At 39.4% G+C, this 25,038-nt stretch carries 22 protein-coding genes; all 22 read right to left on the reverse strand.

All coding sequences use genetic code 11. The features are described from left to right. Positions 1 to 26 precede the first annotated feature (26 nt). The 22 genes from dapA to RST01_RS03595 all read right to left on the reverse strand — a co-directional run bounded on the left by dapA (position 27) and on the right by RST01_RS03595 (position 25,032). The gene (gene dapA / locus RST01_RS03490) at positions 27 to 920 is read right to left on the reverse strand and encodes a 4-hydroxy-tetrahydrodipicolinate synthase (protein WP_147194083.1); all 894 of its coding nucleotides are present in this window, start codon (positions 918 to 920) and stop codon (positions 27 to 29) included. A 12-nt stretch (positions 921 to 932) separates the two neighbouring features. Then, positions 933 to 1,973 carry an aspartate-semialdehyde dehydrogenase gene (locus tag RST01_RS03495; RefSeq protein WP_147194085.1) on the reverse strand — a complete coding sequence of 347 codons (1,041 nt, stop codon included), beginning with the start codon at positions 1,971 to 1,973 and terminating at the stop codon, positions 933 to 935. Between the two features lie 80 nt (positions 1,974 to 2,053). Then, entirely contained in the window at positions 2,054 to 2,641 is a 588-nt protein-coding gene (locus RST01_RS03500; RefSeq protein WP_147194087.1) for a dipicolinate synthase subunit B, read from the reverse strand. Between the two features lies 1 nt (position 2,642). Next, on the reverse strand, positions 2,643 to 3,449 hold the full coding sequence (locus RST01_RS03505) for a dipicolinate synthase (protein ID WP_147194089.1): 807 nt from the start codon (positions 3,447 to 3,449) through the stop codon (positions 2,643 to 2,645). Beyond that, positions 3,446 to 3,715 carry a YlmC/YmxH family sporulation protein gene (locus tag RST01_RS03510; protein WP_066785752.1) on the reverse strand — a complete coding sequence of 90 codons (270 nt, stop codon included), beginning with the start codon at positions 3,713 to 3,715 and terminating at the stop codon, positions 3,446 to 3,448. Before RST01_RS03510 ends, RST01_RS03505 begins: the two co-directional genes overlap by 4 nt. Positions 3,716 to 3,791: 76 nt before the next feature. Beyond that, positions 3,792 to 5,018: a M16 family metallopeptidase gene (locus RST01_RS03515; protein WP_147194090.1), complete on the reverse strand. Its 1,227-nt coding sequence runs from the start codon at positions 5,016 to 5,018 to the stop codon at positions 3,792 to 3,794. A gap of 104 nt (positions 5,019 to 5,122) precedes the next feature. Beyond that, positions 5,123 to 7,234, reverse strand: a complete 2,112-nt coding sequence (gene pnp / locus RST01_RS03520) for a polyribonucleotide nucleotidyltransferase (RefSeq protein ID WP_147194092.1) — start codon at positions 7,232 to 7,234, stop codon at positions 5,123 to 5,125. A gap of 315 nt (positions 7,235 to 7,549) precedes the next feature. Further along, a complete protein-coding gene (rpsO, locus tag RST01_RS03525) occupies positions 7,550 to 7,819 on the reverse strand; it encodes a 30S ribosomal protein S15 (protein WP_066785740.1) in 270 nt (89 codons plus the stop codon). A gap of 150 nt (positions 7,820 to 7,969) precedes the next feature. Beyond that, on the reverse strand, positions 7,970 to 8,920 hold the full coding sequence (ribF, locus tag RST01_RS03530; protein ID WP_147194094.1) for a riboflavin biosynthesis protein RibF: 951 nt from the start codon (positions 8,918 to 8,920) through the stop codon (positions 7,970 to 7,972). 16 nt (positions 8,921 to 8,936) lie between these two features. After that, on the reverse strand, positions 8,937 to 9,848 hold the full coding sequence (truB, locus tag RST01_RS03535) for a tRNA pseudouridine(55) synthase TruB (protein WP_147194096.1): 912 nt from the start codon (positions 9,846 to 9,848) through the stop codon (positions 8,937 to 8,939). Between the two features lie 88 nt (positions 9,849 to 9,936). Continuing rightward, positions 9,937 to 10,287 (reverse strand): 30S ribosome-binding factor RbfA, encoded by a 351-nt coding sequence (gene rbfA, locus RST01_RS03540; protein WP_066785730.1) that lies wholly within the window; start codon positions 10,285 to 10,287, stop codon positions 9,937 to 9,939. Positions 10,288 to 10,306: 19 nt separating this feature from the next. Beyond that, positions 10,307 to 10,585: a DUF503 domain-containing protein gene (locus tag RST01_RS03545; RefSeq protein WP_147194098.1), complete on the reverse strand. Its 279-nt coding sequence runs from the start codon at positions 10,583 to 10,585 to the stop codon at positions 10,307 to 10,309. Then, positions 10,585 to 13,131 (reverse strand): translation initiation factor IF-2, encoded by a 2,547-nt coding sequence (gene infB, locus RST01_RS03550; protein WP_147194100.1) that lies wholly within the window; start codon positions 13,129 to 13,131, stop codon positions 10,585 to 10,587. The genes RST01_RS03545 and infB overlap by 1 nt, the downstream gene beginning before the upstream one ends. A gap of 14 nt (positions 13,132 to 13,145) precedes the next feature. Continuing rightward, complete coding sequence (locus tag RST01_RS03555; RefSeq protein WP_066785714.1) at positions 13,146 to 13,457, reverse strand: YlxQ family RNA-binding protein; 312 nt, start codon at positions 13,455 to 13,457, stop codon at positions 13,146 to 13,148. After that, positions 13,454 to 13,732: an RNase P modulator RnpM gene (gene rnpM, locus RST01_RS03560; RefSeq protein WP_066785711.1), complete on the reverse strand. Its 279-nt coding sequence runs from the start codon at positions 13,730 to 13,732 to the stop codon at positions 13,454 to 13,456. Before rnpM ends, RST01_RS03555 begins: the two co-directional genes overlap by 4 nt. A gap of 61 nt (positions 13,733 to 13,793) precedes the next feature. Then, complete coding sequence (gene nusA, locus RST01_RS03565; RefSeq protein WP_066785709.1) at positions 13,794 to 14,948, reverse strand: transcription termination factor NusA; 1,155 nt, start codon at positions 14,946 to 14,948, stop codon at positions 13,794 to 13,796. 20 nt (positions 14,949 to 14,968) lie between these two features. Further along, on the reverse strand, positions 14,969 to 15,451 hold the full coding sequence (gene rimP / locus RST01_RS03570; RefSeq protein ID WP_066785707.1) for a ribosome maturation factor RimP: 483 nt from the start codon (positions 15,449 to 15,451) through the stop codon (positions 14,969 to 14,971). A gap of 130 nt (positions 15,452 to 15,581) precedes the next feature. Continuing rightward, positions 15,582 to 19,916: a PolC-type DNA polymerase III gene (locus RST01_RS03575; RefSeq protein ID WP_147194102.1), complete on the reverse strand. Its 4,335-nt coding sequence runs from the start codon at positions 19,914 to 19,916 to the stop codon at positions 15,582 to 15,584. Between the two features lie 96 nt (positions 19,917 to 20,012). Next, positions 20,013 to 21,719 (reverse strand): proline--tRNA ligase, encoded by a 1,707-nt coding sequence (locus RST01_RS03580; RefSeq protein ID WP_147194105.1) that lies wholly within the window; start codon positions 21,717 to 21,719, stop codon positions 20,013 to 20,015. Positions 21,720 to 21,780: 61 nt separating this feature from the next. Continuing rightward, entirely contained in the window at positions 21,781 to 23,040 is a 1,260-nt protein-coding gene (rseP, locus tag RST01_RS03585) for an RIP metalloprotease RseP (protein ID WP_066785698.1), read from the reverse strand. Positions 23,041 to 23,078: 38 nt separating this feature from the next. After that, entirely contained in the window at positions 23,079 to 24,224 is a 1,146-nt protein-coding gene (gene dxr / locus RST01_RS03590; RefSeq protein WP_147194107.1) for a 1-deoxy-D-xylulose-5-phosphate reductoisomerase, read from the reverse strand. Positions 24,225 to 24,237: 13 nt separating this feature from the next. Continuing rightward, entirely contained in the window at positions 24,238 to 25,032 is a 795-nt protein-coding gene (locus RST01_RS03595; protein WP_147194109.1) for a phosphatidate cytidylyltransferase, read from the reverse strand. Positions 25,033 to 25,038: the final 6 nt, after the last annotated feature.

Genomic DNA, 25,038 nt, shown 5'->3' on the forward strand with positions numbered 1-25,038 from the left:
GAAAATTCCTTTGTCTTTTATACACCTTAGTCAAAACTCTTTTGCTTTTCTTCATATTCTCTCCAAGCAAGATCATATGCCCTCTTCTCCTCAGCTGTTAAAGAAATAATAGGCAGCCTTACACTCTCCGTACCTAATCCTTGCTTTGCTAAGGCATACTTTAAAGTAGAAGGGCTAGGCGTTGCAAATAGTGCCCGTATAAGTGGCAGTAGCGCTCGATGAATGCGGGCAGCTTTTTCATGCTCACCATAATAATATGCCTTCATCATTTTTTGCATATCATATCCAACTAAATGGGAAGCTACAGATACAATGCCTGATCCCCCGATGCTGAGTAACGGCAATGTTAAACCGTCATCTCCAGAATATACTTGAAATCCTTGCGGGGCATTCGCTAAAATTTCTGCCATTTGATCTAAACTTCCACTTGCTTCTTTGACTATTTGTATATTTGGAATATCACTTAATGCAAGAACGGTTTCTGGTGTCATATTAACACCTGATCTCCCCGGAATGTTGTAGAGCATAACCGGCAGAGAAGTCGCTTGCGCAATAGCTGCAAAATGTTCGTACATCCCCTGTTGGCTAGGTTTATTATAATACGGTGCCACTAGCATAATGCCGTCAACGCCTGCAGCTTCTGCCTGCTGTGTTAACAGTATTGATTCTTTTGTATTGTTACTCCCTGTTCCTGCAATGACTGGAATTCTCTTATTAGCTTTTTGCACAACATATTGAAATATTCTTATCTTTTCTTCAGAACTTAAAGTAGGAGATTCACCTGTCGTTCCACAGACGACAAGTGAATCTGTCCCATTCGCAATTAAATGCTCAATCAATCTAGCAATCTCTTCATAGTGAATGGTCCCATCTTCATGGAACGGCGTAATCATAGCTGTCGCAATACGACCAATATTCACTCAGCTGCCTCCTTACTTTAGTCCATCTTCAATCATTTTTTCAGCGATTTGGATAGAGTTTAGCGCAGCTCCTTTCAACAAATTATCAGCTACAATCCATAGATGAAAACCTGTGTCTTCTGTTAAGTCCTTGCGAATTCGACCTACAAATACATCATCCAAACCATCTGAATATAGTGGCATAGGATAGTGCTGTGTTGCAGGGTCATCATGTAATACTACCCCCGGAGCTGTTTTTAAAATCTCTTTTATTTCTTCTACTGACACACCATTTCGCTCAATTTCAATATAAACTGATTCAGAGTGCCCTACTGTTACTGGCACGCGTACACAAGTTGCTGCTACTGGTAATGCTTCATCATGCAGAATTTTTTTGGTTTCATTAATCATTTTCATTTCTTCATAGGTAAAGCCGTTTTCTGTAAATACATCGATTTGTGGTATCACATTGCGTGCAATAGGATAGTGCTTCTTATCGCTTTTTACAGGTAAGATTTGGGCCTCTATTCCTGTAGGCTCATCAAAATGGACGCTTTGTTCTTTTAGCTCATTTACGGCACTGATTCCTGCTCCGGATACAGCTTGATATGTAGATACGATTATTTTCTTCAACCCAAATGCTTGCCGGATTGGCTGAAGTGCTGCGACCATTTGTATGGTAGAACAATTTGGATTGGCTATAATGCCCTGATGTGTTGCAAGATCATTAGGATTTACTTCAGGTACTACAAGAGGCGTATCTGGATCCATTCGAAATGCACTTGTATTATCAATTACGATTGCTCCGCGTTTTGCAGCTTCAGGCGCAAGTTCCTTAGAAACGGATCCTCCAGCGCTAAAAAAGGCAAAATCTATCCCATCAAACGCTTCTGGGGTAGCTTCTTCTATTTTATAACGCTCATTGCCTACTGCTAATTCTTTTCCGGCAGAGCGCTTTGACGCTAAAGGTTTTAATTGTGCCATAGGGAATTTACGTTTGATTAATTGTTCAATAATTTTTGTACCTACAGCCCCTGTGGCACCTACTACTGCTACTGTATATTTTTTCGTCATTATACATCGCTCCTCAGCTAATCATCCAAGTAATGGCGCTATTGTATCATACTTACCTAGTTATTTATATAATAATTAAATTATTTAGTATATTGAATCAATAATGGTTGCAATTGTGCTTTATTTAATGAAGCTTCTACTGTTTTTGCCATCAACGTAAAATCAGATATAAGAGAATTTGGCTTATTGATAGGATCATCTTGCCCAAACGGGATAAAGAAGATATTTTTTGTGTTTAATAGCTTCATAACATTTATTCCATTAAGTCCTAGCGCATCATTCGTAGAAATCCCTAGAACTACTGGGCTTCCATTTCTTAAAGTTGCTTTCGCCGCCATTAATACAGGAGAGTCAGTTGCGGCATTAGCAAATTTACTGATAGAGTTCCCTGTCATCGGAGCAATGACCATACAATCTAAAGGATTTGAGGGTCCAAATGGCTCTGCCTCCGCAATGCTTTTTACCACCTCATTGCCTGCCAAGCTCTCTATTTTCTCAATCCATTCTTCTCCTGTACCAAAACGAGTCGCCGCTGTTAAAACAGAATGCGTGATAATCGGGACAACGGTTGCCCCTAATTCAGTGAGAGAAGTGATTTTAGGTATTACGTCTGCATACGTGCAATGGGAAGCAGTAATCCCTAACCCAATCCGTTTGCCTTGTAGCATATTATTCCTCCTTTAGTTCGTTATTTTTTCGTACAATCACCTGTGCAAGCAAGTCTGCAGCATCTTGTGGGAAATACTTGCCGGGCAAACCAGGAAGGAATGTATAAATAAGCTTCTCTCTCTCTTCTATATTAAGGCAGCCTGGTGATGATGCTACATCAAATATGTTCAATTTTTTTTCTAATGCATTATAGAAATCTACAGTAAACCATTTATTCGGAATTGTATTAATTAAGTAATCGTGTTCTGTTGTATTCTCCGGTATCAATTGATCTGCAACGTAGCCATAGGCAATGGCCTCTTGAATTTGGCTGTTGGATCTTGCCAAAATATGAACATTTGCACCCAATTTATGGAACATGTAGGCAAGCATCTTAGCTACACGGCCAAATCCTGTAATACAAAATGATTTGTCAAATACTGAAGTATTCTCTAAATCATAAAATGCCCGCAGCATTCCTTCAGAGGTCAATCTAGCATTCAGCCATATATACGATTCATCCTGCAGATAATAGATCACCTGATCCTCTTTTAATTGCAGAAATTCCTGTTGTAGACTTTGATTGCTTTTACCGACAAATATTACAGCATTCGATGGGAGGCCCTCGAATGCACCGCGAGGAATTTCTGGCGCTTGGATTGGCAACACAATCCGCTCAGGCTTTTCCGTCTCAATGATTTGTTGGAGCTCCTCATTCCACTTGTCTGTATATTTATAAATAACCTGCTCATAATCTAGTGACAAATAGAGGGCCAATTCTTTGAACCGCAAATCTCTTCCAAGGATTAACCATTTTTCATTTATCATTTTGTGTACCCCGATTTCAGTGGTTGTGTTTTTTTGAATAAAATTCGGTCTTCGCCAATCAGTGAAATTTCTGTCCATGGAATATAGGACTGCGGTTTTTGATCTTTTGATTGAAATGGCAAGCGATAACCTCTTTGGACTAATTCAAATCCATAAATTTGCCCAGTTTTCGGATCTAATAAACACTCTGTTTCCGCAAGCAACCCGCAGCGGACTCCATCACTCATCTGGATTAGTTCTTTATCCGCGAGCTCAGATAAAAGCATTTAACCCCTCCTTCTCCGTCATAATAGTGTATGTCATTATACATTTGCATGTGCATAAAAAAAACTAAGAGGCATATTAAAGTCTCTTAGTTGGCTGAATAATCGATTTAGCAAATGGTTTTCCCAGTATATCTTGTATGATATTATTCACACTTAATTCATTTACTGCTTGCAGTTCTTCTAAATTTATTTCAATCGATTTATGCTCTCCATAGATCAATTCATTTTTTGCATTTCGATGCATGACATCATTAGTGGTTTCAAGGCTTAACAAAAAATTGCTTTCTAATTGTTCTTTTGCGTACTTTATTTCTTTAGCTGTTACGCCATTTCCCTTTAGGTTATCTGTTATTTGCAAAATAGTTTCTTCCAAAAGATCCAATTGCTTAGGAGATGTACCGCCATAAATCATAAAAGCGCCAGTATCTTGGTAAGCAGAGTAATACGAATAAATTGAATAGGCTAACGCTTTCTCTTCTCTCACTTGTTGAAAAAGCCTTGATGACGTTGTATCTCCGATTATATTATTCATGACAAGAAGACTCATTAGATTTGGGTCTTTTATTGAAAGTGATGAGTATCCAAGCAATAAATGTGATTGTTCTGCATGATTACGCTTGATCGTCATACCTGGATCAAATCGAGGTATTGTAGCAATCCGAGGGACTTCAGAGTCTCTTTCAAAATCTCCAAATAATGCGGCGACTGTGTCCAAAAGATGATCAGGGACATTGCCGGCAATGGAGATTACTATGCGTTCAGGCGTATAATGTGCCTCCATAAAATCTTCTAGCGTTTCTTTTGTGAAGGTTTCCAATGTATCTTTTGTACCTAGGATAGGAGCACCAATTGGATCGTCAGGAAACATGGCTCGCCAAAGCCTTTCATCTACTTCATCATCTGGCGTATCCTCAACTAATAGCATTTCCTCATAAATTACTTGCCTTTCTTTTTCAATTTCTTGCGGATCGAAGGATGAATGGAAAAACATATCCGCTAAAATGTTCAGCGCTTCAACTGCATGGATATCCAAAGTGGTGGCATAAAAACAAGTATTTTCTTTAGACGTAAAGGCATTTAATTGCCCTCCAATACGATCAAAGGATTCAGCTATTTCTTTTGCTGTCCTACTATATGTACCCTTAAACAACATATGTTCAATGAAATGTGTTATTCCGTTTAATTCAGGACTTTCATCTCTGGAACCTACATTTACCCAAATGCCCATGGACACCGATCTAACGTATGGACGTTTTTCAACAAGAATTCTAACGCCATTTTTACATATATGTTTAGTCCTCAATAATCTTCCTCCTTTATATAAAAAAGAGGCTGTCGTTTATTTAGACAACCTCGTTGCAGACATAATATATTCTTTAACTGCTTAACTTTTTAAATAAAACAGTCTTATTGTTCTTCTGCTCTTTCTTTTTCTTCTTTAATAACAATCTTGCGTGATAAGTTGACACGGCCTTGGCGATCGATTTCAATGACTTTCACCAATAGCTCATCACCTAATTTCAAGACATCTTCGACAGCTTTTGTACGTTCTTCTTGAATTTCAGAAATATGAAGCAAGCCATCCTTACCAGGGAAGATTTCTAGGAACGCGCCGAATTTTTCGATACGTTTAACTTTACCCATATAGTATTCGCCGACTTTTGCTTCACGCACAATGTTTTCGATTATTTCTTTAGCGCGTTTGATCATATCTTCATCTGAAGAAGCAATTGAAATCGTACCATCTTGCTCTGTATCGATTTTTACGCCTGTTTCTTCAATAATCTTGTTGATTTGTTTGCCCCCTGGCCCAATTACATCGCGGATTTTATCAGGGTTGATATGAATCTGCTGAATCTTAGGTGCATATGCAGATAAGTGTTCTTTCGGTTGAGCGATTGTAGCCAACATAGATTCTAAAATAATCATACGGCCGCGTTTTGCTTGCACTAATGCTTCTTCTAGAATTTCACGGGATAAACCATCAATTTTAATGTCCATTTGAAGTGCTGTTACACCTTTTGCTGTTCCAGCTACCTTAAAGTCCATATCGCCAAGATGGTCTTCCATACCTTGAATGTCCGTTAAGATGGAATAATAATCGCCCTTTTTAATAAGACCCATCGCAATACCTGCTACTGGTGCTTTAATTGGAACACCTGCATCCATCAATGCTAGGCAAGATGCACAGATACTTGCTTGTGATGTTGAACCATTTGATTCTAATACTTCTGATACACAGCGAATAGTGTAAGGGAAATCTTTTTCATCTGGAATAATCGCGGATAATGCACGTTCTCCAAGTGCTCCGTGACCGATTTCACGGCGTCCTGGACCACGCATTGGTCCTGTTTCCCCAACTGAGAATTGAGGGAAATTATAATGGTGCATAAAGCGTTTTGACTCTTCTACACCAAGACCATCAATGATTTGAACATCGCTTAATGCGCCAAGCGTACAGATTGATAGCGCTTGTGTTTGTCCACGTGTAAACAATCCTGAACCATGAGCACGCGCCAACAATCCAGTCTCTGAAGATAATGGACGGATTTCGTCTAATTTACGGCCATCTGGGCGGATTTTTTCTTCGGTAATCAATCGACGGACTTCTTCTTTGACCATCTTATCTAAAATTTGGCCAACTTGTTTCAATGTAGCATCGTCTGCTTCTTGTTCTTCAAATTGTGCAATTACCTCAGCTTTTACTGCTTCAATCGCTTCATCACGTGCATGTTTTTCATGCGTTTGAATCGCTGCGTTCATTTGAGTTTCAAATTGAGAAGCAATGCTTTCAGTCAATTGTGGATCTAACTCATGCAATGTTACTTCGATTTTTTCTTTGCCTGCTTCCTTCATTACTTCTTCTTGGAAGGCAATAAGCTTTTTGATTTCTTCATGTCCGAACATGATTGCTTCAAGCATTGTTTCTTCTGGCACTTCTAGGGCACCAGCCTCCACCATGTTGATCGCATCTTTGGTGCCTGCAACAGTAAGATTAATCAATGATTGATCTAATTGTTCCACGGTAGGATTAACAATAAACTCATCATTAATCATACCAACTTGAACACCTGCGATTGGTCCGTCGAATGGAATATCAGATACCATAAGAGCCAATGATGAACCTACCATAGCCGCCATTTCGCTGCTGCAGTTTGGATCAGCTGACATAACCATTGAGGTAACTTGTACTTCATTACGGAAACCGTCTGGGAATAATGGACGGATTGGTCGGTCAATTAAACGAGATGTTAAAACAGCACGTTCAGATGGACGTCCTTCTCTTTTAATAAAACCTCCAGGAATCTTACCGACTGCATAAAGTTTTTCTTCATAGTTCACAGTTAAAGGGAAGAAATCAGTTTGTTTTGGGTGTTTAGACATAGTAGCATTACATAGTACAGCTGTTTCGCCGTAACGTACCATTACTGCACCGTTTGCTTGTTTTGCAAGCTGGCCGACTTCGATTTGCAATGGTCGTCCTGCCCATTCATAGGTAAAAACTTTTTTTTCGTTCATCTATTGAACTCCTCTCTTAAAAAGAAAACCTAAATTACATATAAGCTTATGTTATGTAGTTACTTGTAGTTTATCAAAAATAAATGCGCTTTGCGAAACATTTCTCTACATTCCGCTTTTATTCGCTATAGATGGCTGGAATTTTATTAAACATAAAGAAAAAGCGGGACAAGCCCGCTTTCATCTCATGCATTTAATCTCGGCTCCTACTTCACTTCAATTGTGCAACTTGTACACAATGAGGATGGAGTAGGTTTCGACTGATTGAACTAACAAACAGCGCGGGCAGAATCCCTCGCTGTTTGATGTTTCATTTTATCGGCGTAAGCCAAGTTTTGTAATAATTTCACGGTAACGTTGTACGTCGTTTTCACGTAAATATTTTAATAAGTTACGGCGACGACCGACCATTTTGAATAGACCGCGACGTGAGTGGTGGTCTTTTTTGTGAACACGTAAATGTTCGTTTAAGTTGTTAATCTCTTCCGTAAGGACAGCGATTTGAACTTCTGGTGAACCAGTATCACTTTCGTGTGTACGGTATTCAGCAATGATTTCGTTTTTGCGTTCTTGTGTTAGTGCCATCCTATTCACCTCCTACTGATTAAAAAATATCCCCTATTACTGAGCAACTCGTTGGTGATTCGTAGAGCCAAGTAATGGTTCAGCGCCGCTAGAAGCGGATCACTTAGAAAATAGTAACATAAACAAGTTACTCATGCAACTATATTTGATTTAAACTAATGAGCGCAAGTATTCTAATGCCTGTTGTTTATCAGCTTCAATTTGGGTTTTCAATGCCTCAATTCCACTGAATTTTCTTTCGCCTCGCAAGTATTTATACCAATCCACTTTCACTTCTTCACCATAGATATTTTTATCAAATTGGTCAATAAACACTTCAATCGTTAAATTCTTTTCATCTGGATTTTTGAAAGTCGGTTTATAGCCGACATTACATACACCATTATGCCACTCATTCTGTACTTCAATCTTTACTGCATAGACACCAGTTGCCGGTATGAAAGTACCTTCTGCTTCTTGAACATTGGCAGTTGGAAATCCAATTTCTCTGCCTCGCTTATCCCCATGAACCACAACGCCAGGGATTTGATATGGTCGTCCCAACAAGTGGCGAACGGATTCCATATCGCCTTCTTTTAGGGCACTCCGAATCCGTGTAGAACTAATTTTATCTTCTTCAAACTGTTTTTTATCCACAATAGATACCTCGTAATCGCCATTGCTAAGTTGTTTCATATCTTTCATTTTGCCGCTACCTTTCTTGCCAAATGAATAATCAAAGCCAGCACTTACATGTTTAATATTTAACTCGCGAATAAATATATCAACAAATTCAGATGGATTTAAATTGGCAAAATCAGAAGTAAAGCGAACAACAAATACAGTATCAACTTGCAATTTTTTCAGGATTTCAATCTTTTGTTTCAAAGGAGTGATATAAAACACTTGTTCTTTTCGGCCTCCCAATACAATGGAAGGGTGTGGATCAAATGTCATCACAGCTAATTTTAAGTTTTTCGCTTTTGCTTGTTCTCTTGCCTCTTCTATAACCGCTTGATGACCAAGATGAATGCCGTCAAAAAAACCAATGGCTAGTGAGTAAGGGCCTTGAACTTCCGGCGAATTGATTTGATGCGGATACATGAGATGAATCACTTTCATAACAATTTCCTCCTACCTAATCCACGTTTGGAAACATTTTTTCTGGTTTCATGAATCCCTCTTTTTCTGGATGCTTTATATATACAGCAACTGCAGAATTGCCTTTCATATAAACAATTTTATCATTTTTATTAAGCGCAGGATGCATTAGCAGAACTTGTCCATTTTTAATGGCCTTTTCAATAGACTCAGTAAGCTCTATCTGTGGATATTCATAAAGTGCAAATTCCAATGGCTTCATGCACTCTTGAAGCAAGCCGGCATCAACTTTTTCTTGTAATTCGGATAATGTAACACAATCGTCCTTTGTAAAGGTACCTGACTTGATGCGTACTAATGAAGCCATATGAGCAGGATACCCTAACGCTTCACCAATCTGCACAGCAAGCGTTCGAATATAAGTCCCTTTGCTACAGCTTATACGGACAGAGAACCGAATTTTTTCACCCTTATATTCTGTAGAATGGTCTAATAACTCCAATTCATAAATGGTCACTTGCCTTGTTGGACGTTCAACAGTTTCGCCCCGTCTTGCATATTCATAAAGCTTTTTCCCATTTACTTTTACGGCAGAATACATAGGTGGGGTTTGATTGATTGTGCCGGTAAGCGATTGTAAAGCCTGAAGTAACTCATTGTGGCTAATTTGCTTTTCCGACAAATCTTCTTCCACTATCTCTCCTTCGGCATCTTCTGTAGTAGTGGAAACCCCAATTTCAATTACAGCCTCGTAGGTTTTTCCGGCATTCGTCAAATACTCAGCAAGCCTTGTAGCATTTCCTATGCATATTGGCAGCACACCTTCAACAGTGGGATCTAATGTGCCGGTATGCCCGACTTTCTTTGTATGTAAAATTTTTCGCACCTTGAATACACAATCGTGTGAAGTCATGCCTTTTTCTTTCCATAATGGTAAAATACCATGCATGTAACTCACTCCTTTGCCAACATTACACCAAATATTTAATACGTTTTTTAAGAGAAAAAGCCTGCAAGCTCTAATTGCAGGCTTTTGTCTATTGGTCTTGTGAATCGTTCAGTTGGCGCAGCAATGAATCGATTCGATTGCCATATTCTACTGAAGAATCAAAAGCGAAAGAAAGTTCCGGTGTAACTCGCAAACGAATGCGGTGGCTAATTTCAGAGCGAATAAAACCCTTCGCCTTTTCAAGCCCTTTTAACGTATCCTGGCGTTCTCTTTCATTTCCTAGGCAAGTAATATATGCCGTCGCTTGTTGAAGATCACCAGTTACCTCTACATCCGTTACAGTTACAAATCCAACTCTTGGATCTTTGATTTTACGGCTAATGATATCTGCCAATTCTTTTTTCATTTGTTCAGCGACACGTGTTGAGCGCATTGACATAAACGTTCACCTCTATTTCTTATATAAACTCCCGATCAATGTGAAGGCATTGCCATTCCGGATTTGACTCAAGAAAAGCGATAGCCCGCTCTAGCTCTCTTTCCGCTGCTTGTTGTGAAGAAGCAACAGAAACAAGAGCTAGAAGCGTTCTTTGCCAAACATCTTGATGGTCTATCTCTGCAATAGAGATATTGTATTTCTGTTTTACACGCATAGTCATAGACTGCAAAACAGCACGTTTTTCTTTTAGCGAATGTGCAGCAGGAACAAAAAATTCACACTCTGCATATGCCATCATTAGCGTTTAATCTCTTCCATTACGAAGGCTTCGATTTGGTCGCCTACTTTAAGGTCATTGTAGTCTTTGATTGTAAAACCACATTCATACCCTCTTGCAACTTCTTTTGCATCATCTTTGAAACGTTTTAAAGAATCTAACACACCTTCAAAGATAACAATTCCCTCGCGAATCACACGTACACCACTGTCACGAGTTAATTTACCTTCTGTTACATAACCGCCGGCAATTGTACCAACTTTTGAAACTTTAAAGGTTTCGCGAATTTCTGCAGAACCGATTACTTTTTCTTCATATTCAGGATCTAGCATGCCTTTCATTGCAGCTTCAATCTCTTCAATTACTTTATAAATAATGCGGTGAAGACGAATATCTACACCTTCAGCTTCTGCAGCACGTTTTGCATTGACATCAGGACGAACATTGAAACCAATTACAATTGCATTTGAAGCAGCTGCAAGTGAAATGTCAGATTCAGTAATAGCGCCCGCGCCTGTATGAATAATCTTCACATTAACGCCTTCTACATCAATTTTCATCAATGAAGCAGCCATTGCTTCAACTGTACCTTGAACATCTGCTTTGACAATTAAGTTTAATTCTTTCATATCGCCTTGTTTCATTTGTTCAAACAAGTTATCAAGTGTAACGCGTTGTTTTTCAGTACGCATTTCTTGGATAGCAGTCGATTCGCGAGCTTCCCCTACTTGACGAGCTGTTTTTTCATCTTCAAATACAACAAAACGATCCCCTGCTTGTGGCACTTCATTTAAGCCAGTAATTTCTACAGGCGTAGATGGACCTGCGCTTTTCACGCGGCGACCAAGATCGTTGACCATTGCACGAACACGACCATACGTATGACCCACAACAATTGGATCTCCTACATTTAGTGTACCGTTTTGAACTAATAATGTTGCTACAGAGCCACGGCCTTTATCTAATTGTGCTTCAATGACAGAGCCAATAGCACGACGTTTAGGATTTGCTTTTAATTCGCCTACTTCAGACACAAGCAAAATCATTTCAAGCAATTGGTCGATACCTTCGCCAGACAATGCAGAAATCGGTACAAAGATAGTATCCCCGCCCCACGATTCTGGAACCAAACCATGTTCTGTTAATTCTTGCATCACACGATCAGGGTTTGCTGTTTGTTTATCCATTTTGTTGACAGCTACAATGATTGGAACTTCAGCAGCTTTTGCGTGGTTGATTGCTTCAATTGTTTGAGGCATAACACCGTCATCTGCAGCCACAACAAGGATTGTTAAATCGGTAATCTTAGCACCACGCGCACGCATAGTTGTGAAAGCGGCATGTCCTGGTGTGTCTAGGAAAGTAATCTTTTTGCCTTGGACAACAACTTGATAAGCACCGATATGTTGTGTAATACCGCCCGCTTCGCCTTCTGTAACTTTAGTGTTACGGATAGAGTCAAGCAAAGTTGTTTTACCATGGTCAACGTGACCCATAATTGTAACTACTGGCGGACGTTCTTTAATATCTGCAGTATCTTCATTTTCATCTTCTTCGAAGTAAGTATCTAAATCCGTAGCATCAATGCGTACTTCTTCTTCTACTTCAACACCGTAGTCTGCGCAAATTAATTCAATTGCGTCTTGATCAAGTTCTTGGTTGATTGTAGCCATAACACCAAGCATGAACAATTTTTTAATGATTTCAGATGGTTCACGGCCTAATTTTTTAGCTAATTCACCAACGCTAAGTGATTCATAAAACGTGATTTTTTCTGGCAATTCTTTTTTCACAGCTGGCTGTGGTGCCGGTTGTGGACGATTCTTACGGCGCTGTCCGCCATGAATGCCTGGTTTGCGTCGTTGGTTGTTGTTACGGTTGCCGCCTTGTGCATTATTGCTACGGTTGCCGCCTCTTGCATTATTATTAGGGCGGTTGCCACCTTGTGTGTTGCTTGTTTGGCTACCGCTTCTAGCATTATTGTTAGAACGTTGGCCACCTTGCGTATTGCTTGTTTGACTACCGCTTCTTGTATTATTATTCGGACGGTTGCCACCTTGCGTGTTGCTTGTTTGGCTGCCGCCTCTTGAATTATTGTTTGAACGGTTGCCACCTTGCGTGTTGCTCGTTTGGCTACCACCTCTTGAATTATTGTTTGGACGGTTGCCACCTTGCGTGTTGCTTGTTTGGCCACCACGATTATTCGTTTGGCTTCGGTTTTGATTATTATTTGTTGATGGTCTTTGTTTTGAGTTGTCTTTTGAAGTTGAATTATTATTCATAGTACTTCCTTGGTTATTATTTTGTTTTGTTTGAGCAGGACTAGAAGAGGGTTGCTCTTTTCTTGCTGCAGGACGAGTTCCTGGCTGCCCTTTTGTTGGGTTTGACTGTACACTCTGTTGTTGAGTGCCTTTTTTATATACATGATTTAATTTGCTAATCGTTTCTGGTTCTAACATGGACATATGATTCTTCACATCAATTTGGAGCTTAGATAACTGATCAATCACTTCTTTACTTGACTGGCTTACTTGTTTCGCATATTCATGAACGCGTAATTTTGTCATGTACTCACCCCCGGTTAGATTTCGTTGAGTAGCTGAGACAGCTTTCTTGCAAAACCGCTGTCCATTATTGCTACGGAAACTCTCGCCTCCCTACCAAGGGCGTGTCCGAGAACATCCCTTGTTGAAAATTCGTGTAGCTCAACGTGAAAAGAATGGCATTTATCGGTTAGCTTCTTTCTAGTATTTTTCGAAGCATCTGTCGATAAAATAACCAGCTTAGCTTGCTGATTTCTTACTTCTTTTACTACCTGTTCTTCGCCGGTTACCACCTTGCGTGCGCTTGCGGCTATACCTAGCAAATTTAAAATTGCTTGTTCTTGATTCATATTCGAGTTTCCTTTTGAACAATTGCTAATAGATCATCGTATATATGTGCTGGAATTTCCACTTGAAGTTGGCGTTCAAACACATTTTTATCTTTTGCGGCTTGAATCGCTGTAGCCGATTTCGAAACATATGCGCCGCGCCCCGATTTTTTTCCAGTCGGATCAACAGTTACTTCTCCTTCTTTGGAACGGACCACGCGAATCATTTCTTTTTTCGGAAACATCTCTCCGGTAGCAATACATTTTCTCAAAGGTATTTTACGATTGGTCGGCATCAGAATTCACCTTTCTTTTGACATTTGGGTTAATTGAAGACACTGACGTCAAAATCCCTTGTTAGTCTTCTTTGTATAGATCCACTTCAATTTCTTCTAGTGGCTCTTCATCTATCTCTTGTTCATAGATATCAGCAGTTTGGACAATTTGCTCTTCTGAACGTGGATAAATGCCTAATTCAGTCGCATCTGTTTCGCTTTTAATATCGATTTTCCAGCCAGTTAATTTAGCTGCTAATCTTGCGTTTTGACCACGTTTACCGATTGCTAGAGACAACTGGTAATCTGGCACAACAACTGTAGTAGATTTTTCTTCTTCATTTACTTGGACATCTAGTACTTGTGAAGGGCTTAGTGCATTTGCTACAAATACCACTGGATCCTCAGACCACTCAACGATATCGATTTTTTCGCCGTGTAGTTCATTGACAATCGTTTGTACGCGCGCTCCTTTTGCACCAACGCATGAACCCACAGGATCCACTTCTTCGTTATGTGCCACAACCGAAATTTTAGAACGGTCGCCTGCTTCGCGGGCAATCGATTTAATTTCTACTGTGCCTTCAAAAATTTCCGGCACTTCAAGTTCAAATAGACGACGTAGCAATCCAGGATGCGTACGTGAAACGAATACTTGTGGTCCACGGGATGTGCGTTCTACTTTTGTAATATATACTTTTATCCGATCATGCGGTTTATATACTTCACCAGGAATTTGCTCGCTTTGCGGAAGAACCGCTTCAATTTTGCCAATTCCCACATAGATATTACGAGGATCTAAACGTTCGACTACACCGTTCATAATGTCATCAGCACGGTCTACATACTCTTCATAGACAATACCGCGTTCTGCTTCACGGAAACGTTGTGTCACAATTTGTTTAGCAGTTGTAGCTGCAATACGACCAAAATTGCGCGGTGTTTCTTCTTCTTCCACTACATCCCCAATTTCATAAGCCGGGTTAATTTTCTGCGCTTCTTCTATAGAAATTTGTAGGTGATCGTCTTCTATATCATCTTCTTCTACAACGTCTTTACGTGTAAACAAACGTACTGAGCCTTTATCTAAGTTTAAATCTACACGGACATTTGCCGCTTGATTGAAGTTCTTTTTATACGCATTAATGAGTGCCGCTTCAATCGCCTCAACGATGACATCTTTTGAGATACCTTTTGCTTCAAGTGCAGCGAACGCACCGACTAATTCCTTACTCATTGTCCAATTTCACTCCTAAGTTAACGTTCTGCTGAAAAGTCAATTGCTAAACGGGCTTTGGCAATTTTATCTTTCGGTATGAGAACTTTTATTTTTCTAGTTTTAATTTTTACTGCAAGCTCAGCGCCTTCATCTGTGTAAGATTCTAGATAACCTTCAAATTCCTTCATGCCATTAATCGGCTCATATGATTTTATATGCACAAACTGATTAACTGCTTTTACAAAATCCGCTTCTTTTTTTAATGGACGTTCCGCTCCTGGTGAGGAAACTTCCAAAAAGTAATTTTGTTCAATCGGGTCCACTTCATCCAGTTTCTCACTCAACAATTCGCTTACTTGTGCGCATTGTTCTATATCTATGCTTCCTTCAGGAGTATCCACATAAACGCGTAGAAACCATTCTCTGCCTTCTTTCACAAATTCAATCTCGACTAATTCAAGGTTCAGGCTTTCTACTATTGGTGTTACTAATTGTTCCACTTCTGTTGTAACCTTGCTCATACAATCCTCCTGACTAAAGTTTGTTGTCATAACAAGAGAAAAGAGCGGGATATCCCACTCTTTTGCTGTCGTTCTATCAACAAATAATTGTCTAAATTATAACACAATCGCACCTTGAATGCAACTAGGGCTAGAAGAGGGACAGCTGGTTGGCATCTGGCATTCCTTCTAAGCAGCCCAATTTATCCATATACTCAATCAATGTCTTGGAAACACGACCTCGAATTTGTAAATCTTCTTTTGAAAGAAATTCACCATCTTCTCTTGCCTTGACAATAGCATATGCCACGTTATTCCCTAAGCCTGGAATCGCATTAAATGGCGGAATTAACGTCTGGCCTTCTATAACAAACTCCGTTGCCTTTGATTTGTATAAATCTACCTTCTGGAACGCCATACCTCTTTCGCACATTTCAAGCGCTAGTTCTAAAACAGTCAACAAGTTTTTCTCTTTTGGAGAAGCATCCAAACCTTTGCTTTCGATTTCTTCAATGCGTGATTTTATCATTTGTGAACCATTGACCATAGCGATTAAATCGAAATCGTCTGCACGGACTGAGAAATATGCACAATAGTATACAATCGGAAAATGCACTTTAAAATAGGCAATTCTAACAGCCATTAATACATATGCGGCAGCATGCGCTTTAGGGAACATATATTTTATCTTTTTACATGAATCAATGTACCACTCCGGAACACTTTCTTTCCGCATTGCTGCTTCCATGTCTTCTGTTAGCCCTTTCCCTTTACGCACACTCTCCATAATTTTAAATGCTAACGATGGTTCTAGTCCTTGGTAAATTAAATACACCATGATGTCATCTCGGCAGCCGATTACTTCCGATAACACACAAGTACCATTTTCTATTAGCTCACTTGCATTTCCGAGCCATACATCTGTCCCGTGTGATAACCCAGAAATTTGAACAAGCTCAGAGAACGTAGACGGTTTCGTTTCTTCTAACATTTGCCGTACAAATCTCGTACCAAACTCTGGAATGCCTAATGTACCGGTTTTACAGTTAATTTGCTCGGGCGTAATGCCTAACGATTCTGGACCTGTAAATATTTTCATTACTTCAGGATCATCTGTCGGAATAGATTTGGGATCAATTCCTGTTAAATCAAGTAGCATACGGATAACAGTCGGATCATCGTGTCCCAAAATATCCAGTTTCAGTATATTATCATGAATAGAGTGGAAATCAAAATGAGTTGTTTTCCATTCAGAATCTTGCGCATCAGCAGGATATTGGAATGGTGAAAAATCAAAGATATCCATATAGTTAGGTACGACTATAATGCCGCCTGGGTGTTGACCGGTTGTTCTTTTGACGCCTGTGCATCCTTGGACAAGCCGATCCACTTCTGCACCTCTAAAATTTAAATTGTTGTCTGATGCGTAGCCTTTTACATAGCCATAAGCCGTTTTCTCGGCAACTGTACCAATAGTTCCGGCACGATATGCATAATCTTCTCCAAACAATATTTTAGTATAGTTATGTGCCCGTGGTTGATAATGACCACTAAAGTTCAAGTCAATATCAGGCACCTTATCCCCTTTAAACCCAAGGAATGTTTCGAAAGGTATGTCGTGTCCATCCTTTTTATAGGAAGTTCCGCACGACGGGCAATCTTTGTTCGGCAAGTCAAATCCTGAGCCAACAGAGCCATCGTTAAAGAATTCTGATTGCTTGCAGTTCGGGCAAATATAGTGTGGAGGCAATGCATTTACTTCTGTAATCTCCATCATAGCCGCTACAAGCGAAGAGCCTACGGAGCCCCGGGAGCCCACTAAATAGCCATCAATCAATGATTTTTTTACCAGCTTATGTGAGATTAAATAGATAACCGCAAAGCCATGGCCAATGATAGAACCTAATTCTTTTTCTAATCTGGCTTCAACTATTTCCGGTAGCGTTTCACCATATATTTGATGAGCCATTTTATACGTCATTTCACGTACTGTCTGGTCAGCACCTTCAATTTTTGGTGTGTATAGCTCATCTTTAACTGGCACAACATCACCAATCATATTGGCGATTTTTTGGGAGTTGGTTACGACAATCTCTTTTGCCACATCTGCTCCCAAAAAAGCAAAGTCTTCTAGCATTTCATCTGTAGTTCTAAAATGAACTGCTGGCAATTTATAGCGATTTAGTGGGTTAGCTCCACCTTGAGAACGAACGAGCACTTGCCGGAAAATCGCATCATTTTCAGTCAAATAATGAACGTTTCCTGTTACAACTACAGGTTTGCCTAATTTTTTACCGATTTTAACGATTTTTCGTATAATATCTTCTAAATTCCATTCATCTCGTATTAGCTCTGCTTCGATAAGCGGAGAATATACTCCTTTTGGATGGACTTCTAAATAGTCATAAAACTTCGCTACTTCCATCGCTTCTTCCATAGACTTTTGCATGACAGCTGTAAAAAACTCACCCTTATCGCAGGCACTACCTACTAGTAAACCTTTCCGCAACCGTTGAAGCGACGACCGTTTGATTCGGGGTACACGATAAAATGTATTGACATGTGATTCGCTGACAAGTTTAAATAAATTTTTCAAACCGTCGTTATCAACAGCGAGGAGTGTACAATGTGTTGGACGTGCCCTTTTGTAAGAATCTCCTTCACCGATATATTTATTAAAATCATCATGATATGCGATACCTTTTGCATCTGCTTCTTTTAATAAATGAAGTAATAGGTATCCCGTTGCTTCTGTATCATAAATAGCGCGGTGGTGCTGTGTTAATTCAATGCCGAATTTTTTACACAATGTATTTAAACGGTGGTTCTTAAGCTCCGGATGCAAGAAACGGGCCAGCTCTAATGTATCGATTACAGGGTGATGAAACTCATCAACACCCGCTTTCTTATAAGCTTCATATAAAAAGCCTATATCAAAAGATGCATTATGTGCTACTACGATGGTGTCACCAATAAAAGCATGGAACTCTTTAATCATATCAGTCACTTCTGGAGCGTTTCTGACCATATCATCCGTAATACCTGTTAACTCTATTGTTGTTGTTGACAGTGGATGATGAGGGTTCGCAAAGCTTTCAAACTTGTCTATTACTTCACCATTTCGGATTTTTACGGCTGCCAGCTCAATGATAGTGTCATATGCTGCAGATAACCCAGTTGTTTCTACGTCAAAAACAACATAAGTGTCGTCTTCTAGTAGACGATGTTGTTCATCATATGCTATAGGTACGCCATCATCCACTAAATTTGCCTCTAATCCATAGATAATCTTTATCCCATGTTTTTTTCCAGCATTATAGGCATCAGGGAAAGATTGGACGATTGCATGATCTGTAATGGCAATCGCTTCATGCCCCCACTTTGCAGCTTGACCGACAAGAGCATCTACTGAAGATACTGCATCCATCTGACTCATTGGCGTATGTAGATGAAGCTCAACACGTTTTTCGCCTTCTTTTGCGTGATCCTTCTTCAAAACGGGTTTAATCTCTACCATATCCTGGGCCATGACAATTAAATCTCTGACAAATGTATCGTTTTGCACAGAGCCGCGTACTTTTAGCCACATTCCTTTTTTTGCACATTGCATCAAGGCTGCATCTTCTTTATCGCGAGAGAACATCTTGACTAAGATAGAATCTGTGTAATCAGTCATTTTCAATGTAAGAAGTGATCGTCCACTTCTTAATTCTTTGACCTCCGCATCAAATACATATCCTTCGATTACTACACGCCGTTCTTCATCTTGTATCTGATGAATGTCCATAATCGGTTCATCGTGCTTAATAGGAACCCCTAGTTGGAATGGTCTATCGGATAAATCCACTCCCTCAGGATTTTGCTGACGCTCTTTCTCACGTTTTTGCATATCCATAACAGCTTGCTTTGCAAAGGCTATCTCTTCTTGTTGCCGTTGTTCTAGGAACTGGCGTTGCTGTTCTGCCAAGTCCTCAGTCGATTCGACTAACTGAAAATCAACGGCCATATGAGGAAACCCATACTTTTTATAGGTCATGGATAATACATCTGCATATTTTGACTTCAATGTCATTAATTGAAACTCATGCTGACAATTGAGCATAATCTTCTGCCCATTCCATTCTGGGAGCTGCTTCGCAAGACCTTCACGAAGCGGAGGGGACATTTCGTCTATTTCTTCTACAATCATCAACCAATAATCAGAAATTAAATCTTGTGTTAACTGTTGGTTTGTTGCTTCAATTGTTATCTGAATATCTGCGATAGATGAAAAAGCTTGTTTTAAACGCATTTGGAAATCGCGTAGCAGTTGAAACGGCAATATATGCGGAAGCTTTATTGAAAAACGCCAAACTTTGTCTTTTTTATGCACAGTTAAGCGTTCTAGCTCAGCTGATTCAAAAAATGGCATAACCACATCTTCCGTCATATTGATTTGTTGCAAGAGCAATTGAAATCTTTGTCTTGCATCCTGTTCGTTAGCCATCATTTCACCTCTTTGTTAAATTTTATTAACACTCTTTGAAACAAAGAAAAGAAAGTACAAATTGTACTTTCTCCCTAAAACGCAAGTCACATACTACTATTCGGCATGAAAGAAGTTGTTCAAACGATCCACCAATTCTTCTTTTGCCCATTCAAACGTTTCACCAGATTGGCGGAATTTCACTTCAACGATACCCTCAGAAGCTTTTTTGCCTACTGTGACACGCACAGGCAAGCCAATTAAATCCGCATCCGCAAATTTAACGCCAGCTCGTTCTTTTCGGTCGTCATATAATACATCATAACGATAAGAACGAAGCAATTTATAAAGATCATCTGTCAATGTTTTTTGCGCTTCATCTTTTTCATTAACTGAGATGAGATGAATATCATATGGCGCAATTTGTTTCGGCCACATAAAGCCATAGTTATCTTGGAATTGCTCTGCAACTGCTGCTAGTAATCTAGAAACACCGATTCCATAACACCCCATGATAAATGGTTGCTTACGTCCATTCTCGTCTAAGAAGCCTGCATTCATTGCATCACTGTATTTTGTACCTAATTTAAAGACATGACCTACTTCAATACCTTCAGCAAATTTGATTGTTCCTTGTCCATCAGGTGTAGGGTCACCTACTTGGATAAACCGGATATCCTCAAAATGGTCAATAGCAAAATCTCTTCCTGGGTTTACATTTTTGTAGTGGAAGCCGTCTTCGTTTGCACCACAAACACCATTGCGAATTGATTTAATTCCATGGTCGGCTATTACTTTCACGTTGACCGGCAGTTTAACAGGTCCAAGTGATCCCACATGACAATTTAATAATTCAAATACAGCTTGTTCCTCAGCAAGTTCCACTGACTCTGCATTTAGTGCATGTTTTAATTTTATTTCATTAATCTCATGGTCTCCACGAGAAAGAACCACTATTAATTCATCATCAACATTAAAAACAAGTGTTTTAATACATTGCTCCTGAGAAACTTCTAAATAGTTTGCTACTTCTTCTATTGTTCTTTGATCTGGCGTTTCCACTTTTTCCAGTGTACCCATCTCTTCATCTGAATGCGTGTATTCAACATTCACTTCTGCCATTTCTATATTTGCCGCGTAATCAGTTTCATCTGAATATGCGATCGTATCTTCTCCTATTTCAGACAGCACCATAAATTCATGTGTGTCCGTGCCACCAATTGATCCGGAGTCAGCTATTACAGCACGGAAATTCAATCCTAAACGAGTAAAAATGTTTGTATAAGCTTTCACCATATCCTGGTAGGTTTCATCAAGGCTTTCATTAGTTGAATGGAAGGAGTATGCATCCTTCATGATAAATTCTCGACCGCGTAGTAATCCAAAACGTGGGCGCTTTTCATCCCGGAATTTTGTTTGAATTTGATATAAAGTCAAAGGCAGCTTTTTATAAGAATTTATTTCATCACGTACTAATGAAGTAATTACCTCTTCATGTGTTGGCCCTAAAGCGAAAGGTCGTTCGTGACGATCAGTTAAACGCATAAGCTCTGGTCCATAAGCATCCCAGCGGCCGGATTCTTGCCATAACTCAGCTTGTTGCAAGGATGGCAATAACAATTCAACAGCGCCAGCTTCATTCATTTCTTCACGAACTATTTCTTCTATTTTTTGCAACACTTTAAAACCTAGTGGCAGATATGAATATACTCCACTCGCATGTTGACGGATAAAACCCGCACGTAATAAGAGCTGATGCGACAAGGCGTCAGCATCAGCAGGTATTTCGCGCAAAGTTGGTATAAATGTTTTACTTTGTTTCATGATTTAACCTCACTTTGAGCTCTGTTTAATTGTCTATTATATCGAAACTCTATTTAATACGCTAAAAGAAAAAGCGTTGAATATCATTCCAAGTTACAGCAATCATAAGAATCATTAATAAAACGATCCCTACGAAATGAACCATGCCCTCTTTTTGACGATCGACAGGTTTGCCACGTAATGCTTCAAATCCGAAGAATAGTAAGCGTCCTCCATCTAGAGCAGGTAGTGGAAGCAAGTTCATAATTCCTAAGTTAATACTTAATACTGCAGCCCAATTCATAATATTGACAACACCATATTTAGCCACTTCTTCAGTTGCCTTATAGATACCGACAGGGCCTGACAAGGCATCAATCGTAAAACCGCCAGTTATTAAGGCGCCTAGTATCGTAAATATTTTGATAATCCAGTGGTAGGTCTCAGTGAATCCGAACAATAATGCTTTGACTGGATTCTTTTCGACAGGGCTTTGATATTGTACCCCAATTTGACCGATTGACTGTCCTTCAATATCTTTCTTTTCTGGCGTCACTGTAAGAGTTTTATGAGAATCCCCACGTGTTACATCCAACGTTAGATCCTTCTTTGGATTTTTTTGGATGGCATCTGAAAGTTCTTGCCATGAATCAATTGATTTGCCATCAATGGATGTCACAACATCTCCCTTTTGCATCCCTGCTACAGCTGCTGGGCTGTCTTTTACAACACCCGCTATTACAGGTTCATACGTCGGTACACCTGTAATAAAAGCAATAATGATAAAAATGAAAACAGATAAAATAAAATTAAACAACGGACCTGCAAAAATAGTCATCGCACGTTTGCCGACCGATTTTGAATTAAACTGGCGGTCGTATGGAGCAATGATCAGCTCGCTGCCATTTTCTTCAATTACTGCATTTCGGGCAATATGGTAACGGACAAGTTTTTCATCTTCGTCATAACCTTCTACCCATAATTCTTTTTGAAGGTCTGCCTTTTCTACTTCTAAAAAGAGCATGTCCGGCAATTGTTTGTTTTGATTTAAAACGATTTTAGTTACTTCGTTTTGATTGTTTAGAAGCATTCCAATACGATAACCTGGTTGCAATTCAATGACATCTGCATCGTCTCCCGCCATACGGACATAACCACCCATTGGCAATAGACGAACAGTATATAATGTCTCGCCTTTATTGATCCCTATTATTTTAGGACCAAAACCAATTGCAAACTCACGCACTAATATGCCTGAACGCTTTGCGAAGATGAAATGACCAAGTTCATGGAAAAACACGATGGAACCGAATACCACAATAAATGCAATGATTGATTGCATGTAATCCCACCTTTTTATGCATTATAAAATTACTATTGCTATTTTAGCATGGTTTGAATCGTTTTTCTCGTTTCTTTATCTACTTGTAAAATAGTTTCTAAATCTGGGTTGCTAATATTCTCATGTTGGTTCATCATTCTGTCGATGATGTCTTCTATTTCAAGAAACTTGATCTTTCCTTGTAAGAAGGCACCTACTGCTGCTTCGTTCGCAGCGTTCATAACTGTTAAAATAGAGCCTCCCATCCGACCTGCTTGATAAGCAAAATCAAGGCAGCGGAAACGCTTTAAGTCAACATTTTCAAAGTGCAGTTGAGAGATTTTCGCTAAATCCAGTCTTTCTGCATTAGAGCGCGGCAACCTATCTGGATAACTTAAAGCATATTGGATTGGTGTACGCATGTCCGGTGTACCTAACTGTGCCATCACACTTGTATCATGATATTCAACCATCGAGTGAATAATGCTTTCTCGATGGATTAATACGTCAATTTTATCGTATGGCATATCATACAACACCGCTGCTTCAATGACTTCCAAACCTTTATTCATCAATGTAGCAGAATCAATTGTAATTTTTGCTCCCATAGACCAATTTGGATGATTTAGAGCTTCTTTAACTGTAACATTCTCCAATTCATCACGTGTTTGATCTCTAAAACTACCGCCAGAAGCCGTTAAGATAAGTCTTGAGACAGTTTTTGGATTTTCACCCTGCATTGATTGCCAAAGTGCTGAGTGCTCACTATCTACAGGCAAAATCGGTGCACCGTATTTCTTAGCTTCACTCATGACCAAATGTCCCGCTGTGACAAGTGTCTCTTTATTCGCAATTGCAATCATTTTTCTTTGCTGGATCGCTGCCAAAGTAGCTTCTAGTCCAATACTGCCTAAGACAGCATTCAATAGTATATCGCTGTCAGTATATGTAGCTACATCTATTAACCCTTGAGCACCATACGTGAATTCTGAGTCTGGAAATTCTTTTGCAAGTTTTTGTGCATCCGCCTCTAGTTGAACAGATACCAACTTAGGCTTAAACTCTTTTATTATTTCCTTTGTAAGCTCAATATTTTTACCAGCAGCAAAAGCTACAATTGAAAATTGATCAGGATGTTCCCTCACAATGTCTAATGTTTGTAATCCAATTGAGCCTGTTGCGCCTAATAAACTGATACGTTTCATCTACTAATCACCCTTAACCAATAAAGTGTAAAAAATAAAGCAGTGGCAAAACAAATAAGATACTATCAAAACGATCCAAAATGCCACCGTGTCCAGGAAGGATTTTACCGGAATCCTTCACGTCATAATGCCGTTTAATAGCAGATTCTACCAAATCCCCTAACTGGCCAAATATGGACGCAACAATGGAAATAAGTATAATTGTGACATATGAATAATCTAGCTTTACAATTGCCTGGAATATTAAAGCTGCAATGACTGCAACCACAATGCCACCCAAAAAGCCTTCAACAGTCTTATTCGGTGAAATTTCCGGCCATAATTTACGTTTGCCTAATTTTCTTCCGACAAAATAGGCGCCAGAATCCGTTGTCCACACGATGACCAATGCATAAACAACAAATGCCAATCCTTCCACCCTTGCAGTAATGAAGTAATGAAAGCCAATTCCTACATACAGTGCACTGATTACCAAGAATCCTACATCATCAAAGGTAAAACTATTTTTTACAAAGACAGTATAAATCAGCAATAGAATTGCTGCTATAAACATGTATTCCATTTGCGAAAAAGAAGTAGCTTCTTGTAGTTGTAAGCTCCATTGTTTCGGCATTAATACTACAAATAGTAGCAGTAACGTAATAATTCCGGGAACTGACAGTAAAGCTATTCCTCTCATTTTTAAAACTTCATATAATCCAATCGCTGCCATCACATACACTAATAGTGTGAACGGCAAATTTCCGTATACCACGAATGGAATAAATAAAAGCGCAGCAATAATTGCTGTGATAATCCGCTGTTTCAACTTTCA

Source organism: Rummeliibacillus stabekisii (genome assembly GCF_007988965.1).
GTDB classification, from domain to species: domain Bacteria; phylum Bacillota; class Bacilli; order Bacillales_A; family Planococcaceae; genus Rummeliibacillus; species Rummeliibacillus stabekisii.